Here is a 16,989-nt window from a genome sequence, read left to right as displayed (position 1 = left end):
CACTCACATACGCAAACGCATACGCAAGCGGTGAACCGGCTATGTTTGCGCGCGCCGCTATGGCGCCCGCAAGTGGGCTTTCGTCCACCAAGACCCACAATACGAGCACGTCACGGTTTATTCCGATCGGTTATCCTTCCGGCATACTCATCTACGCGCACCGGCAATCCAATAGAATTAATTTAGGTAAGTGGGGGTCTGAATATAAAATATTATTATCTTCCCTGAGTATATTGTAGAATATTTACCTACACGTATTCTGTCTGCACGCCGAGAACAAAACCCAAAATGTATTATGAACGCCGTCTGTATCGCCTAATGTACCTCGTATGGCCGATAGACAGATTAGCGAAGTATTAGGGGATTTTCTTCACCGATATCGAGAATTGTATGGCATCGACGCCGATTCGTTCCTGAGATGCGCGCACTCATACGGCATGAATTGGGGCGACCGCACGCTCAATGTGATTGAAAAGGGCCAGGCGACTGCGGGCATTCGTCTCACGCTCGTCATATTGTGCGTGCTGAACCAGATCAGCGACGCCAAACTCAGGCTCGCCGACATTCTCGATTTCACCGACCCAGCCGATTCCATTCGCATCACACCCGACATCTCCACCCCTTCGCGCACCCTTCAGCGCATTCTGCGCGGACGACCCGTATGGTTCTATGGCTCGCCGGAGCGCCCCGGCAACGTGGATCGCGCACAACGTGAGCACGAGGTACGCCGTTCGCGCGATGCCGACAATCTGACGCCCCCTCCACCTACCTGCACCGAGGAGCAGGCAATGGCACGGCTTGACGTGGATCTGCAGACCCTACGCGGTTGGTGCAATGCGCTGTTCGGCATGTCGCTCGACGAAACCGCACATATGCGAGCGCAGGCTTCCGCGGACTCGACGCCCGAGCTCGAGGCGCACGCGATCGTGGAGGAAATCTACCAGGACCATGTACGCAAAGTGAAGTATTCGATGCGCAACTGCACGACATGGAGCAATTCGAGTATCAATCTCATGCCGACCGACGAACTCGACCGCTTGGAGGACGATCTTTCCCAAATGGAGGATTGCCTCATGAAATTCATGGCATTGCGCCACATCTCCTTCGTGCGCGACAAGCGTGCCTACGACGCCGACCCGCGGAATACGGGCCCCTATGCGTTCCAACCAGATTCGGATATCTGGGTTGACATCGATGAGCCGGAGGATGGCACACTAGGTGCCGAGGAGTCCTGACCAACGCCGCGAACTCCGAACCGAGCAACGGATGCACGCAAAGGGCCGCCTCCCGAAGGAGACGGCCTTGTACCATGTGGGGCCTCAGGGGCTTGAACCCTGGACCGGCGGATTATGAGTCCGATGCTCTAACCGACTGAGCTAAGGCCCCATGTGCGGTGCGGAACCACCACAAGTCCAATAGTCTACCAAAGCACCCAAGACCGCCGTGGCAGAACGACATGCGGCACGGCCCATTCAGTGCTTGTCCTTGTTCTTTTCCTCCTCCGCCTTCGCCTTGGCCTCGGCCTCCTTGCGCTTCTGCTCCGCCTCCTGAGCCTTGCGTTCGGCCTCCGCACGCGCCTGTTCCTCCTGCCGCAGATTCTCTCGGTTCGAACGCTCCACGGCATCCATTCTGGCGTTGAGATCGTCCATGAGCGTGCCGATCCTGCCCATATCGGTTTCTCCGCTGCGGTTCCGCGCCTCGCCAATGAGCTTGGAGAGGTCGTCCCACACTGCTTCATCCGTCACATGACCCTGTGCGGAGGTGAGAATGTTGTCGGCATTACGGAGCACCTCCTCGAGTGAGGCATGGGCGTCCTCCGCCTGCTTGGCGTGCCTTGACTCATTGACTGCCTGAATGGCGCTTCTCAGCGAAGCGGTGTGCTCGTCGTACCATTGGGACGATGCCTTCGCCTGCGCAATGCGGTTCTCAAATTCCTCCACACTGCTCACATCGCAGTTCACCGTCGCCGGGGATTCGCTGGCCATCTCAATATCAAGCTGCTTGACGACCGTCATGTCTTTGACGTCGACATCGGCGATCTTGCTCGCCAGTTCACCGTCGCCACCCACGAGGTCTTGGTACGCCACCACCTTGTCGTCGAGCCCGACGAGCGAGCGCTCGCATTCCGTACGTTTCGCAGCGATTATGGATTGACGGTGGCGTCCTATGCCGAAAATGACCGCAATGAGCACGGCGAGCACCGCGAGTATGCTCACACAGGTGACGGCAAGCCGCCTGTAGAATCCACGATCATCGTCGTCCGGCTGCCGTCGGTGCGATGTCGGAGGTCGGCGTCCCATTGCCGCGATTTCGTTGGGATTGATGAGTTCGGTTTGAGAACCGGCCTCATTGCCTGCATACATGATCGTCTTATCGTCCACAGTTACTTCCTCATCGCCCCACGTCTCGGACCGGTACTGCTTGCCAGATGCACCGATGCCAATCACACGGATTCGCTACGAGCTGAACAGTTCACAAGGTATCCGTCCATCTCCCATTGAAGAACGTTCTGCCCGCATTTCGAACAACATGAGCACCGCATCGGATATATGTCAAGCATTCTACAGAAGCTTCCGCCAAAAACAAAGCAGCCGCCCCATGGGGCGGCTGACTGTCGCAAAGCGTCCACAATCGGCGAGGAGGCACGGAATGCAATCCTCGTTTACTCTTCACGCACGTGCACCGCGCGGCCGGAAGCGAAGTGGTCGAGAGCCCCGGTCTTGGCCACAGCGACGAATAGAAGCCAACTGAACACACCGGCGATGAGCGCACCGCCCACCAGCTCGCTGATCATGTGCACAATGCCACGCGGGCTGAGCAATGCGACACCCTGATAGCGGAAGAACAGCAAGTAGAAGCCGTATTCCAGCGCGGTGCACAGACCGGAGAGCACGGCCATGGGCAGATTGAACACGCGGTATCGGGTCGCAGCGAACGGGATCTCGGCGAAAACGCCCTGCAGAATCGCTGAGATGAATACGAATCCAAATGCGAAGTTGTTTCCAAGCAGCATTTCAACCGCACTGCCGACCACATTCACATACACCGCAGCACCCGGTTTGCGCAGGATGAGCACGGCGAGCGTGCCGGAGAAATACCACACGGCGTGCAGAACACTCGCAATGCCAGGCAGAATGGAGCCAAGCACCGATGAAATCGGGGTGTAGGCGAAGTTGAAACCCCAGAAGACGAGTCCGCAGCCCACACCCAGCGCAGCGCCAAGGGCAATGTCCGCCGGCGTCCAGCGGAATCGGGAAGAGGATGGACGGGGTGATTGGGTGATGCCGGTAGACATATGGCTCCTTATTACATACATGGTCGCACACAGAATCGGAATATGGCGCGTCTTGACCTGCGCGACTCGGACGGATGCGCCTCAATCATCTTAAATTGCATCCCATATTTCGGCAAGCGCGATGGCACCACGTGGAATCCACCTGCGTGGACGAGTGTCCACATAGATGAACGACACGGCGGCGACACGCGCGAACCGGCTAGATTGTTGTCAACCCCAGTGAGAGGGCGGCCGCCTACGTCGAAGGCATGGCGGCCAGGTGGCTTCAAGGAGACAGGAGAGCACGCATGGGCGAGCACGTGGATACCATCTGCGTACAGGGCGGCTACCAGCCGGGCAACGGCGAATCACGCACACCGCCGATCATTCAGGCGACGACGTTCAAATACACATCGAGCGAACAGATGAGCCGCCTGTTCGATCTGTCGGAGACCGGCTACTTCTACACGCGCCTGCAGAACCCCACGAACGACACGGTTGCGGCGAAGATCTGCGAGATGGAGGGCGGTGTGGCGGCCATGCTCACGTCAAGCGGACAGGCGGCGAATTTCTTCGCATTGTTCAACATATGCAACGAAGGCGATCACATCGTCGCATCGAGCGCGATCTACGGTGGCACCTTCAACCTCATCAACGTGACGATGCGCAAGATGGGCATCACCTGCACCTTCGTGAACCCGGACTGTTCCCCGGAGGAGCTCGAGGCGGCATTCCAGCCGAACACGAAGGCGGTGTTCGGCGAGTCGATCTCGAACCCGGCGCTCATCGTGCTTGACTTCGACAAGTTCGCGAAGGCCGCGCACAGCCACGGCGTGCCGCTCATCGTGGACAACACGTTCCCCACGCCGATCAACTGCCGTCCGTTCGAATACGGCGTCGACATCGTCACCCATGCCACGACGAAGTACATGGACGGCCACGGTTCATGCGTGGGCGGCGCGATTGTGGACTCCGGCAATTTCGACTGGCTCGCCCACTCCGCCAAATTCCCCGGGCTGTGCACGCCGGACGACTCCTACCATGGCGTCGTGTATGCGAAGGACTTCGGCAAGGCCGCATTCATCACGAAGGCGACCGCCCAGCTCATGCGCGACTTCGGCTCCACGCCGGCGCCGATCAACTCGTGGATCATGGGCATGCACCTCGAATCACTGGGCGTGCGCATGGAACGCCATTGCGCGAACGCCCGCGCGGTTGCGCAATTCCTCGAAGACGATCCGCGCATCTCCTGGGTGAGTTGCCCGGAGCTGCCCACAGACCGCTACCATGCCCTGGCCGAGAAGTACATGCCGAACGGCACGTGCGGCGTCATCTCATTCGGCGTGCCCGGCGGCCGTGAGAAGGTCTCCGCCTTCCTCGACCATCTGAAGATGATCTCCATCGCCACGCATGTGGCCGACGCGCGCAGCTGCACGCTCTACCCTGCCGGCACCACGCATCGTCAGCTCACCGAGGAGCAGCTCGAGGAGGCCGGCGTGGGCGTGGATCTGGTGCGGCTGAGCTGCGGCATCGAGAATCCGGACGACATCATTGCCGACCTTCGACAAGCGCTCGACGCCGTCTTCGGCGAGTGAGCGGCGCTGCGTAAATGTGCAGATCTCGGATTCAGATGAGCACGCCGTTGCAGTGATCGATCTCGTGCTGGATGATCTGCGCGGTCCAGTCGGTGAAGGTGGCGTGGCGAGCGCGTCCCTTGCGTGTCGTGTAATCGACCTCGATGCGGCGGAAACGTGGTGTGTGGCGCTCGCCATGCAGCGAGAGGCAGCCTTCACAGGCGTCGTATTCACCGTCGGCGGCAGTGATCTGCGGGTTGAACATGACAGTGATCGCGCTGCCCAGGCCTTCGTCGACGAAGGCGATCACGCGCTTCGGCTCGCCTATCATGTTCGCCGCCATGCCCACGCATTCTTCGCGGTGCGCGGCGAGCGTCTCCTTCAGATCCTGCGCAATGGCGGCGTCGAGCGGGTCGGCTGGGTCGGCGGGGTCGCTGGGACGTGAGAGAAAGCTGGTATCGGTGACAATCGTTCGCTGCATTCGCCCAGTATATCTGGTGTTTGAACGATTGTGCGCAGATTGGCTGCGGTTCGGAATATCAATGCCTTGCGCGGTGTTTGCGCTGTAGACCTCTTTTGGAATAATGGTCGTGCATTTGCGTAAGACTCTGCGATGCACATCGCATGCGTTACTAGAACGGAATCAAGTTGGCAGAATTCATTTATCAGATGATCAACGCCCGCAAGGCGTACGGAGATCGCGTGATCCTCGACAACGTCACGCTGAGTTTCCTACCGGGCGCCAAGATCGGCGTCGTGGGCCCGAACGGCATGGGCAAATCCACACTGCTCAAGATCATGGCCGGTCTCGACACGGTGAGTAACGGCGAGGCACAGCTCACCCCCGGCTACACGGTGGGCATCCTGCAGCAGGAACCCCCTCTGGATGAAGACAAGACCGTGGGCGAGAACATCAAGATGGCATTCGGCGATGTGGCTGCCAAGGTCGCGCGCTTCAATGAGATCGGCGAGGAGATGGCGAATCCGGATGCCGACTTCGACTCCCTCATGGAGGAGATGGGCAAGCTGCAGACCGAGATCGACGCGGCGAACGGCTGGGATCTCGACTCGCAGCTCGAACAGGCCATGGACGCGCTGCAGTGCCCGGATCCGGACACCCCGGTGTCGGTGTGCTCCGGTGGCGAGCGCCGTCGTGTGGCGCTGTGCAAGCTGCTGCTTGAGGCCCCCGACCTGCTGCTGCTCGACGAGCCCACCAACCACTTGGACGCCGAATCGATTCTGTGGCTCGAAAAGTTCCTGCACCAGTACCCCGGTGCCGTGATCGCCGTGACCCACGACCGTTACTTCATGGACAATGTGGCCGAATGGATCTGCGAGGTGGACCGCGGCCAGCTCTACCCGTACAAGGGCAACTACTCCACCTATTTGGAGACGAAGGCCAAGCGTATGGAGATCCAGGGCGCCAAGGACGCCAAGCTCGCCAAGCGCCTCAAGAACGAGCTCGAATGGGTGAGGTCCTCACCGAAGGCTCGTCAGGCCAAGAACAAGGCCCGTCTTGAGCGCTACGACCAGATGGAGCAGGAGGCACGCAACTCCAAGAAGCTCGACTTCTCCGAGATTCAGATTCCGCCGGGACCTCGCCTGGGCTCCACCGTGCTCGAGGCCGAGCACATTCACAAGGCCTTCGGCGACCGCGTGCTCATCGACGACCTGAGCTTCACGTTGCCGCGCAATGGCATCGTGGGTGTGATCGGCCCGAACGGCGTGGGCAAGTCCACGCTGTTCAAGACGATCGTGGGCCTCGAACCGCTGTCGGGCGGCGATCTCAAGATCGGCGACACCGTCAAGATCAGCTACGTCGACCAGAACCGCGCCGGACTCGACCCGAACAAGAACCTGTGGGAGGCGGTCTCCGACGGCAACGATTTCATCGAGGTCGGCGGCGTCGAGGTGCCCACCCGCGCCTATGTGGCCAGCTTCGGCTTCAAGGGATCCGACCAGCAGAAGCTCACCGGCGTGCTCTCCGGCGGCGAGCGCAACCGACTGAACCTTGCGCTCACGTTGAAGCAGGGCGGCAATCTGCTGCTGCTCGACGAGCCTACGAACGACCTCGATGTCGAGACGTTGGAGTCGCTCGAGAACGCGCTCATCGAGTTCCCGGGCTGCGCCGTGGTGATCTCCCATGACCGCTGGTTCCTCGACCGCATCGCCACGCACATCCTGGCGTGGGAGGGCGACGACGAGCATCCGGCCAATTGGTACTGGTTCGAGGGCAATTTCCAGGCCTACCAGGAGAACAAGATCGCCCGTCTGGGCGAGGAGGCCGCACGCCCGCACCGCTTGCACCGCAAGCTCACGCGCTAGCAGCGGAATCTGCACGCGCATTGTCGCACACGGATGAACGGGGAGGCCGTCGGCCTTCCCGTTCGTCCTTGCGGGGCATTGCGTCTGGCCGCATACGGGTATCACGCTTTTCGTAACATTCTTTTGCCCGTTCTTAACACGCGCCATGTAGATTACTCACATTGACATAGAACAGCAGATTACCCACGTGTTGCATGCAACACGTGCATGGCTGCATGGCATGCGAGAAGGCAGAACATGGCAAGCGATACCAAGACCCCGCTCCAACGAATCGTCGACGTGCTCAAACTGGGCGAGCCGTCGCAATATCGTGACCATACCTATATCAACGGCGAGAGCATGTACTTCCCCACCGGTCGCGTATACGGCGGCCAGGTGATCTCGCAGTCGCTCATCGCCGCATCGAAGACGGTGCCGGAAGACCGTCTCCCCCATTCGATCCACGGGTATTTCATCGCCCCGGGCGACATTCACCAGGATCTGCTGTTCGATGTGGAGAATCTGCGCGACGGGCACTCCTTCTCCGCGCGCCGTGTGAATGTGACGCAGTCGCAGGGCTCGATTCTGACGGCCATTGCGAGTTTCCAGACGAAGGACCAGCCAGGTGTCGAGTATTTCGACCCCATGCCGGCCGATGTTCCGGACCCAGAGTCACTGCCCAGCTCGGTGGATCTCATGAAGCCGTATGCGGATCAGTCCGACTACGCGAAGTACTACGCCACGACGTCGCCATTCGACATTCGCTACATCTCCTCGCCGATTGTGCTCGGCCCCGATGAGGAGAGCCACAGACTCGACACCGGCAAGCAGATGCTGTGGATGCGTGCCATGGGTGAGATCGAGGTCTCGCAGACCTTCCACCGCGCGTTGCTCGCACTCGGCTGCGATCAAGTGATGCTCGAGCCCATTCTGCGTCGTGCCGGTCTCACACTGCTCACGCCGGGCATTTCCTTCGCATCGATAGACCATTCGATGTGGTGGTATCGCGACATCGACGTGACGAAGTGGCATCTGTATGTGCAGGACACGCCGACTGCCGCCCATGGCCGCGGGCTGTCTTCGGCAAAGGTGTACTCCCAGGAGGGCGATCTCGTGGCGTGCATGGTGCAGGAGGCGATGATTCGCGTCCCGCAGACAGACTGACCCTCTGCCGGATTGTGTGCCTGTCTGTCAGTCGAGAGAGCACGGACGTCTCAGTCGATATGCCAACTAATTGCAGGGCTTCTCCCACTTGTCGCTCTCATCGGCCCCGTTATTGCCGGCATGATGCCCTGCGGCCTGCATCGGCAAGCCAGACGCCCTGTTAGTGAACCTCGCCAACCGCTCCTCACGGCGTTTGCGCACGACCTTCGGATGCTCCGGTCCCATGTTCGGCGGCAGCTGGCATAGTCCTTCGCTGATGATGCCGAGCACCATGTCGATGACGCTCGCAATCACCGCAATAATGCATTCGATGACGATATGTCTGAAGAACGGTGCCTCAAAACGATCGTACAGCATGACGATCTGGCCGCCATACCAGCCGGCGAGCAATGCTCCGGCAATGGCGAGCGCCTTGGACACGATGAGCGTGTTCACACAGCGCTCCGAATCCATGGGCTTGAGCTGCGCACGTTTCTTCGGATCGGTGGTCGTGTATTTGTGCACCTGCCACGCCAGATAGAGCACAATGAAGCCGACAACGACCATCACCGCGCTGGCGAGGTACGGGATGCCGGCCAATCCCAGCCCGCGCGTCTCCTCAAGATGCGAGATGCCCATGCCGGCAAGTAGACCGACGAGCATGGCGATCACATACCACCACCATGGAGTTCTGCGTGCTTTCATCGGCCGCCTCCCATGACCCACCGTTCGGATTCGACGCCCACCTGTGCGCTGTCGGGCGCCATTGCCAGCAGATACGCCAGTGGGTCTCCGTTATAGCTGGCATTGGGATCCATGGCAGCCCATGGCTCAAGCACGGCAGCGCCGAGATGATGATCCGCCGCACCTTTCGGTGCATGCAGTGATTCATCCCCCACTTTGCCTGTGGCCACAACCGACAGCTGCACGGCTCCCTCGTGTGTGGTGTGCAGCGCATCGAGCACCTGATTCAGCTGACGCACTCCCATTGCGGTGCTGAGTTTAATCACGGCGGCATGGCCGTCGGTCCCGTTGAGGGAGCCCACGAAATACAGTGGGGAGATGCCGTCCACTTGGTTGCCCGGCATACTGTCGAGTGTGACGATGACCTCACGGAACAGCTGCTCGGCATTCAGCGCGGCACTATGCAAAGAAATGACGGCATCGCGGTATGACGGGTCGACCGGCAATGCCCCATCATGCGTGCTTGCAGATTCCTCGCCCCCGGTATTCGCAGCGGCAGCAGATGGGTTGGCCGAGGATTGCCGGTTTGCGGTGACCGTTGCACTGAGCTGTTCGAAGGTGCGCAATGGGGCCTTCCAATGCATGTGCACGGTGACAGTGACGGAGCGGAACACCGATTGGTTCGCCAGCTGCGCCGCGATGCGCTCGGCAAGCTGTTCGACGGGCACGCCGAGCATCATCTGCCCGATGGCCGCCACATGTGCGGCCAGATCCTCGGCATCCACCAGCTGGTCGTCGTCGATGACCCAACTGACGTCCGCCGTCCACACATGCATGTCGTCCTCGTTGCTGCCCAGGTCGATGCCGCTGCAGTCCACGGTTGTCATATTCCTCGCCCTCCTCTTCCCTGTTCGCATGGGCGCATATGCGAGGAAGGCCTGGGCTATGCGCTCCAGACCTTCCGGGTTTTCGTTAGAACTCCTGCTGAGGCAGTCCGGCGGACTTCTTCAACGCTTCCGGAATAGCCACTGGCGGCTTGTCCGAATCCGGGCGGTTCGGGTTGCTCAACCACACCTTGCGTTTCGGAGCCATCTTCAGATTGGCGAAGATCTCCTTGAGTTCCTTCTCGTTGAGCGTCTGCTTGACGAGAAGGCGGCTGACCAGTTCGTCGAGCACCTCGCGGTTCTCGGTGAGGATCTGCCAGGCCTCGGTGTGGGCGGTCTCGATGAGCTTGAGCACCTCCTCGTCGATCATCTCGGCGGTGGCGTCCGAATACTCGCGCGGGCGCAGACCGTCAAGACCCTGGTCGTCGTTCGAATCGAGCCACTTAACGGCGCCGAGCTGGGAGGAGAGGCCATACAGGCCCACCATCTGACGTGCGATCTGCGTCGCCTTCTCGATGTCGTTGGATGCACCGGTGGTCGGGTCGTGGAACACGATCTCCTCGGCGGTACGGCCGCCCATCGCATAGGCCATCTGGTCGAGCAGCTCGTTGCGGGACTGCGAATAACGGTCTTCAGTTGGCATCACGGCTGTGTAGCCCAAGGCACGGCCACGCGGCAGAATCGTCACCTTCGTCACCGGGTCGGTGTTGTGCAGGGCGGCGGCGACCAGCGCGTGGCCACCCTCGTGGTACGCGGTGTTGCGCAGTTCGTCGAGCGCCATGCCGCGCGAACGGCGGCGAGGACCACTCATCACACGGTCGATGGCCTCGTCGATGGCACGGTTGTCGATGAGCTGGGCACCCACTCGAGCGCACAGCAGCGCCGCCTCGTTGAGCACGTTGGCCAGATCCGCACCAGTGAAACCGGGTGTGCGCACAGCCACCGAATGCAGGTCGATGTCGGGCACGAAGGGCTTGCCCTTGGCATGAACCTTCAGAATCTCCTCGCGGCCTTCCAAATCCGGTGCCTCCACGGCCACCTGACGGTCGAAACGGCCCGGGCGCAGCAATGCCGGGTCGAGCACGTCGGGGCGGTTCGTGGCGGCGATGATGATCAGATGGGTGTCGTTGTCGAAGCCGTCCATTTCGACAAGCAGCTGGTTGAGCGTCTGCTCGCGCTCGTCGTGGCCTCCGCCCATGCCGGAGCCGCGCTTGCGGCCTACGGCGTCGATCTCGTCGATGAAGATGATAGCCGGGGCATTCTTCTTCGCCTCGTCGAACAGGTCACGTACGCGCGAGGCGCCAAGGCCCACGAACATCTCGACGAAGTCGGAACCCGCCATGGCGTAGAACGGCACGCCGGCCTCGCCTGCAATGGCGCGTGCGAGCAGCGTCTTGCCGGTGCCGGGAGGGCCGTACAGCAGCACACCGCGCGGGATGCGGGCGCCCAGCGCCTTGTACTTGGCCGGGTCCTTGAGGAAGTCCTTGATCTCCTCGACCTCCTGTACGGCAGCTTCTTCGCCCGCGACGTCGGAGAACTTCGTCTTCGGAATCTGGCCGTCGGCGAGCTTGGCGCTCTTCTTGCCGCCCATGCCGAGCATGCCGCCCGCCGAGCTGCTCATACGGCTCATCAGGAACCAGATGAGCGCGAAGAAAATGAGGAAGGGCACCACCGAGCTCAGCAAGTAGGTCCACATGCTCGTGCTGTGCATCGTGGCGGTCCAGCCCTGCGACGGGTTAGCCTTCTCCACGGCACGCACCACCTGCGCCTGCTGGGCGGTGGTGTAGTAGAACTGCACGTCTTTGCCGTAATTGCGCTCACGCCCCGTCTGCGGGTCGTTCTTCTTGAAGTCGTTCTTGAGCTTCAACTGCACCTGCTGCGTGTTGTCGACTATGGTGGCCGACTCCACGTCGCTGGCCTGACTGTTGAGGATGTTCATGCCATCCTGCGTGTTGATCGTCTGCGTGTTGTTTCCGAGGAAGGCCTGGAAAATGAAGAACAGGATCAGCACAATGAGCACGATGTAGAGCCACGGGCGCTGCCAGAACGACCTGGGGGCGTTGTTGTTCCCGTTGGGGCCGCCGTTGTTGCGCGGCTTGTTGGAATTGTCGCCGAATGGGTTAAACGGGTTCGGCCTGTTGTTGCGGCCGCCTGAATTGTTCCCCGGCTGATTGGGGTAGGTCATTGCACAGCTCCTTCATACACCTCGGGCTTCAGCACGGCAATGCTGTCGAGGTTTCTGTATCGCTCGTCATAGTCAAGGCCGAATCCGACCACGAATTCGTCTGGAATCTCGAATCCCTTATATTTCACATCAACATCGATCACGCGTCGAGCCGGTTTTTCGAGAAGCGCGAAAATCTCGACCGATTTCGCTCCACGCGACTTCAGCTCATTCACCAGCCAGTCGAGCGTGCGTCCGGAATCGATGATGTCTTCCACGATGATCACGTCCCGGCCGCGCACATCGCGGCTCAGATCCTGGCGCACCGTGATCGTGCCGCTCGATGAAGTGCCCGCACCGTACGATGACAGGCTCATGTAGTCGAGTTCCACCTGGATCGACATGGCCTGCGCGAACGCGGTCATCGTGTTCGCCGCGCCTTTGAGCACGCATACGAGCAGCGGCAGCGTGTGTTTGTAATCCTCGCTGACCTGGTCCGCGGCTTCCTGGATTCTCTTCATGATCTCGTCATGAGTGATCAGCTCATGATCAATTTCGTTTTGCACATCGACGATTCGCATGCGTAATATCTTCGCATATGCGAATGACGTGAGCCTTACGTTTTGCTGAATATTTACTGGGAAGCGCGACCTTGCCCTGTCCGTGCCACTGCGAGACGAGCTTGTCCACCGCCGCCACATGCCGTGATGCATATGCTAGACCGCACGCAGCCAAGGTCCGGGCGATCACACGGTAGCGTATCGCCTCGGGCCACCGTTCCAACGCGCGCGCGTCGATGTTCGCACCGAGCTTGTCATCGGCGAGACGATCTGCCTGCAGATCGCGCATATTCCCTTCGAATTCCACCGTCTGCGCAAGCGCACGCTCGGCCTCTTGATTGAGCGCTTCGACATCACGGCGCGCAATCCGCGCTGTTCTGGCCAATCGATCCACCATGTCGCATCCGGCGAATGCGCTCAGGTATGGCATGAGGTCGTGCCGCACGCGCGAGCGCAGCGGATAGCTTGCCGGCAACGCGGTCTCTAATGGCACCGCATCGCCGTTGGTGGGGTCATCCCAGTATTCCAGTCCTTCGTCTTCGCAGATTCGCGTCGTCTGCGCGCGCGTGATGCCGAGCAGAGGGCGCAATACCAGCACATCGTCGAACAGCTGGGTTTGCGGCATGCCGGCGAACGCATCGGTTCCGGCGGCACGGATCAGATCGATGAGTATGCTCTCCGCCTGGTCATCCTTGGTGTGGGCGAGCAGAACCGCAGTCGCATGCCATCGCCGTGCGGTGCCGACCAGCGCCGCATATCGCGCCTCGCGTGCGGCCGCCTCGATGCCCTGCCCGCGTTCCTTCACCTGCACGTCCACAATGAGCACCGGCTCCAGACCGAGATCCCTGCACGTCTGGGCAGTCTGTTGCGCCACCTTATGGGACGCGTCCTGCAGATGATGGTCGACTATGATCGCGCCGCAACGAATGCCCCATGCGGCGCACACCACCTGTGCGCATGCGGCCAGCGCCAATGAATCCCGGCCGCCAGAGCATGCGACGAAGACGAACGGGGCATCGTCATGTGGCTTGTGTTCGCCATGTGCCGAGAATTCCTTGGATTGCTGGCCCAGACCATGGGCTTTGAGCACATCGCGCATCTCGCCGATCGCCGCCTTCATAGCTGCAGAGTATGCCATGGATGCCCTTTCACCATCTCCTGTTCCCGACCAGATTCCCCGGATTACAGGGCCGCCAGCCCCGCCACGAATTCGTTGATGGCGGTGCGCGTGGCCTCGAAGTCTTCGGGATTGTTCACGATCACCGCGAATGCGGCCACACCGCCTTGTTCCCGCGATACATTGCCCGTCATCGACGAGACTTCCTGCAGGCTCCCGGTTTTCACACGCGTCAGACCGGCGGCCTGTGTCGAGGCCAGACGATTGGCTGCCGTACCGACGAGACCCGGAATGGAAAGTCCCTCTGCCGCGGCCACCGCTCCCCCGACATCCAGATTGCGGGCCTGCACTTGGGCGAGCGTGTTCGCGGTGAGTCTCGACCCAGGAGTGAGACCCGAGCAGTCAGCCATCTGCAGCCCGGTCAGGTCTATGCCGAGCGTGCGCAGTTCGTTTCTCACCGCGGCGGTGGCACCGGCCGGCGAGTTCTCCTGCTTGGTGGACAACGCCAGCAGCCTGCCAAACTCCTCGGCGAGTGTGTTGTCCGAATGCCGCAACATGAAGGCCATGACCATGGCGAGCGGCGCGGACTCCACTTCGGCTATCGGCGTGCGATCAGCGCTCACCGTGGTCTGCGTGGGCTCGGCATTCACAATCGTGATGCCTTGGGCGCCCAACAGGTTCCGGAAGATGGCAGTGACATCAGCTGCGGTGTTCTGCGAAAGCGCCGGGTATGACTCGAACACGTCCGGGTTTCTTGGATTCGCACCGTTCCATTGGCGACCACCATCAATGGCCATTGAGGAGACAGGCGTGTAATAGAGCGAATCGGGGTTGTTGGCCTCGATGCCCGTTGGCGTGCGATCGGCACCGAACAACGAATCATCGTATTGCAGGTTCACCTTCGTGACCCCCCGTTGCTTGAGGGCATGGGCCGTGTTCTTGGCCAGCGTGAGCAACCCGGCCCGCCCGTTCACATGGTCCGGGTCGCTGTCGCCGGCACCGAGCAGCATGTCGCCATTGCCTTTGATCACCACGGTGTCGGTGCCCTGTTCGGCCTGCAATAGGAATGTCTGGGTTGGCAGTGTGTCTCCCATGTCGAGCACCGAGGCCGCGGCCAGCGATGTCAGCGTCTTCATTGTGGAGGCCGGTTCGCGCGCCACATCCGCCGCATGATCGGCCACCACGGTGCCGTCGGCCTGCATGATGATTGCCGAGACGTCTGGTCCCACCCCGTTCTTCGCGCGGAGTGCGTCGATGAGCTTCGCCGCCTCCCCGGCATCGATGGCACGCGAGGTGTCGGCATTGGCAATGAAAGGGGCATCGGCTGTGAGCAGATGCCCCCTGCGGCTCGGCAATATGCGGTTGCACGGCGGCATTGGTGAGGATTCCAGGTGCCTTGTCGGCGATGTCGGCCCACACGTAGGCACCGCAGCACCCCAAGGTGACGAGGGCGGTGATGGCCACGGTGAGTGCGCGACGGGCCCGTATGCGACGCGTGCCGTTCGTGGCATGCCTTCCTGCTGTTTGTTTCCTGCCCATGCGCCTTCCGTCAATCGCCGAGATGAAGCTATTGCTGCAACGAGGCGAAGTTGTCGAGCGTGGCCAGCACCTTCAGGCCCCGTGCATCAAGAATCTTACCGCCAAGCCATACCCCGAGCCACAGGAAGAGCACGCCGTTGGCAAGCGAGACCGGCATGAGCACCCAATTCATGCCCCAGTGACCGGTGGCTGCGAGCACAATGGCCACAATGCCCGTGGGCAGCGCCATCACACAGGTGGCGAGCATGAAGGCAAAGGGGAAAAGACCCTGAGCCATGGCGCGTCCTTGCGGTGATGAGAACGGTTTCCTGATCGACGGCACTGGGTACATGAGGAACGTGGAGAAGAACTCGGCGCTACCCAACGAGATGAGCACTACGCCGAAGCCGACCACCGTGCAGGTGATGCCACGCATGACACCGGCCGGAGTGCGCCAATCGCCGGTAAGCGCGTAGGTGAGCAACGCGCACAGCACATAGAAGATCGCCAAGTAGGCCAGGTAGACACGGGTGCGCCCCCAGCGGTCCACTCTGCCGGGCACGCCGGCAATCTGCTCCATCGCGTAGGCGCGGCCGTCATAGGCGATCCCGTTGCTTTCGCCGATGAGCATCATGAGTCCCATCCACAGGAAGCACTGCCACACCACCATCGACTCGCCATGGGATTGCAGCGCGAAAATCACTATGAACAACACGGGCAGCACATACTGCATGGCCTGGCGGGGGTCGCGCTTGAGCGAGATGAACAGGCGCGCGGAAATCGCCCCGCTTGCCGAATCCGGCATCCAGTTGAACGCACCGATCGAACGTTCCCTACGCACGTTGCTCTGCGGTTCGCCCTGTAGTCGTTCGCGACGAATGCACCACACCGATGCGGCGAAGCACAGGGCACAGAACACGAGGGCGAGCGCCACCCGCGCAATGCACGCGGCGGCATTGCCACGGGCGGCGTCGAACGGCAACCCCAGACTCCACCCGAACGGCAGCCAGCCCACAACGTCGGTCAAGCGAACGAGCCCATTCACGTCAATCGCCGAGAAGTCTTCCTCGGTATGCGTGTTGACGTAGATGTTCGGCAGTTGTGCCGCAACCACGACGAGCAGCGTCACCAGAATGTACAGCGTGTTCTTGCCGCGCTCGGTGCGGGTGAGCTGTGAGGCCAACGACAGTGCCGCCTTGCTGAAGCACATGGCCACCATGACGGTGAGTGCGGCACTCAGCACGCCTCCCAGCACGGCGCCCGTGCCGTACCCCACGTAGAGGCGCGAGGCGCACAGCAGCGACAGGAATGCGCAGGTGGCCGGCAGACCGGTGAATGCCGAAAGGTAGAGTCCGGCGGTGAGCGTGCGGTCTCCAATGCCGAACAACGAGAACTTCTGCGCGCTCATGGTGGACGATTCCCCGATGAGCAGCAGCTGAATGAGTGCGGCGAAGATGATGCCCACCGTGCCGGCATTCACCATGACCACCCGCAGCACGGCGAACGCCGCCTCATTCCATTCCACCGCGCCGCCGGTCAGCGCGAATGCGGCGAGGCCCGCCCCAACCACGATGCCAAGCGCCATGAGGAGCGCCAGCACATATCCCACGACCTGCCAGGGACTTTTGCGCATGGCGGCGAACATCAGCGACCAGCGCAACCGCACCATTGTCGTGACAATGTTGGGTCGCTCGCCTCCGGCATCTCGATTCATCGGAGTGACCTGCGCGTCTCTCGGCGCTTCCATCGGAGGTGTCTGCGTCGCAC

At 61.1% G+C, this 16,989-nt stretch carries 14 protein-coding genes and 1 tRNA gene; 4 read left to right on the top strand and 11 right to left on the bottom strand.

Translation table 11 applies throughout. From position 1 onward, the window contains the following. Positions 1-329: 329 nt before the first annotated feature. Complete coding sequence (locus OGI63_RS04205; protein WP_012619737.1) at positions 330-1,235, top strand: hypothetical protein; 906 nt, start codon at positions 330-332, stop codon at positions 1,233-1,235. Positions 1,236-1,312: 77 nt separating this feature from the next. On the opposite strand, the gene OGI63_RS04200 is transcribed toward OGI63_RS04205, so the two are convergent. The 3 genes from OGI63_RS04200 to OGI63_RS04190 form a co-directional block, all read right to left on the bottom strand. After that, a tRNA-Ile gene (locus OGI63_RS04200) sits at positions 1,313-1,386 on the bottom strand. A gap of 86 nt (positions 1,387-1,472) precedes the next feature. Next, entirely contained in the window at positions 1,473-2,381 is a 909-nt protein-coding gene (locus OGI63_RS04195) for a hypothetical protein (RefSeq protein WP_004268815.1), read from the bottom strand. 281 nt (positions 2,382-2,662) lie between these two features. Further along, complete coding sequence (locus tag OGI63_RS04190; RefSeq protein ID WP_004268812.1) at positions 2,663-3,295, bottom strand: ECF transporter S component; 633 nt, start codon at positions 3,293-3,295, stop codon at positions 2,663-2,665. A gap of 287 nt (positions 3,296-3,582) precedes the next feature. Between OGI63_RS04190 and OGI63_RS04185 the strand changes: the two genes are divergently transcribed. Then, positions 3,583-4,869, top strand: coding sequence for an O-acetylhomoserine aminocarboxypropyltransferase/cysteine synthase family protein (locus OGI63_RS04185; protein ID WP_004268811.1), 1,287 nt, complete (start codon positions 3,583-3,585; stop codon positions 4,867-4,869). A 31-nt stretch (positions 4,870-4,900) separates the two neighbouring features. Here the strand turns inward: OGI63_RS04185 and OGI63_RS04180 are convergent, their stop codons facing one another. After that, entirely contained in the window at positions 4,901-5,329 is a 429-nt protein-coding gene (locus tag OGI63_RS04180) for a peptide deformylase (RefSeq protein ID WP_004268808.1), read from the bottom strand. A 167-nt stretch (positions 5,330-5,496) separates the two neighbouring features. On the opposite strand from OGI63_RS04180, the gene ettA reads away from it, so the two are divergent. Next, a complete protein-coding gene (ettA, locus tag OGI63_RS04175) occupies positions 5,497-7,173 on the top strand; it encodes an energy-dependent translational throttle protein EttA (protein ID WP_004268806.1) in 1,677 nt (558 codons plus the stop codon). A gap of 237 nt (positions 7,174-7,410) precedes the next feature. Continuing rightward, positions 7,411-8,316 (top strand): acyl-CoA thioesterase, encoded by a 906-nt coding sequence (locus tag OGI63_RS04170; protein WP_004268804.1) that lies wholly within the window; start codon positions 7,411-7,413, stop codon positions 8,314-8,316. A gap of 66 nt (positions 8,317-8,382) precedes the next feature. On the opposite strand, the gene OGI63_RS04165 is transcribed toward OGI63_RS04170, so the two are convergent. The 7 genes from OGI63_RS04165 to OGI63_RS04135 all read right to left on the bottom strand — a co-directional run bounded on the left by OGI63_RS04165 (position 8,383) and on the right by OGI63_RS04135 (position 16,969). Then, entirely contained in the window at positions 8,383-9,000 is a 618-nt protein-coding gene (locus OGI63_RS04165) for a DUF3180 domain-containing protein (RefSeq protein WP_004268802.1), read from the bottom strand. Beyond that, positions 8,997-9,866 (bottom strand): hypothetical protein, encoded by an 870-nt coding sequence (locus OGI63_RS04160; protein ID WP_012754415.1) that lies wholly within the window; start codon positions 9,864-9,866, stop codon positions 8,997-8,999. The genes OGI63_RS04165 and OGI63_RS04160 overlap by 4 nt, the downstream gene beginning before the upstream one ends. Before the next feature lie 85 nt (positions 9,867-9,951). Then, positions 9,952-12,048, bottom strand: a complete 2,097-nt coding sequence (gene ftsH / locus OGI63_RS04155) for an ATP-dependent zinc metalloprotease FtsH (RefSeq protein WP_004268796.1) — start codon at positions 12,046-12,048, stop codon at positions 9,952-9,954. Then, positions 12,045-12,608, bottom strand: coding sequence for a hypoxanthine phosphoribosyltransferase (gene hpt, locus OGI63_RS04150; protein ID WP_004268795.1), 564 nt, complete (start codon positions 12,606-12,608; stop codon positions 12,045-12,047). The genes ftsH and hpt overlap by 4 nt, the downstream gene beginning before the upstream one ends. Continuing rightward, a complete protein-coding gene (gene tilS / locus OGI63_RS04145; protein WP_012619734.1) occupies positions 12,577-13,725 on the bottom strand; it encodes a tRNA lysidine(34) synthetase TilS in 1,149 nt (382 codons plus the stop codon). Before tilS ends, hpt begins: the two co-directional genes overlap by 32 nt. A 44-nt stretch (positions 13,726-13,769) precedes the next feature. Further along, positions 13,770-15,080 (bottom strand): D-alanyl-D-alanine carboxypeptidase/D-alanyl-D-alanine-endopeptidase, encoded by a 1,311-nt coding sequence (gene dacB / locus OGI63_RS04140; RefSeq protein ID WP_004268792.1) that lies wholly within the window; start codon positions 15,078-15,080, stop codon positions 13,770-13,772. Positions 15,081-15,271: 191 nt separating this feature from the next. Beyond that, complete coding sequence (locus tag OGI63_RS04135; RefSeq protein WP_004268791.1) at positions 15,272-16,969, bottom strand: hypothetical protein; 1,698 nt, start codon at positions 16,967-16,969, stop codon at positions 15,272-15,274. Positions 16,970-16,989 lie beyond the last annotated feature (20 nt).

The organism is Bifidobacterium sp. KRGSERBCFTRI (assembly GCF_025908335.1).
This window is presented reverse-complemented; position numbering and strand designations above follow the sequence as displayed.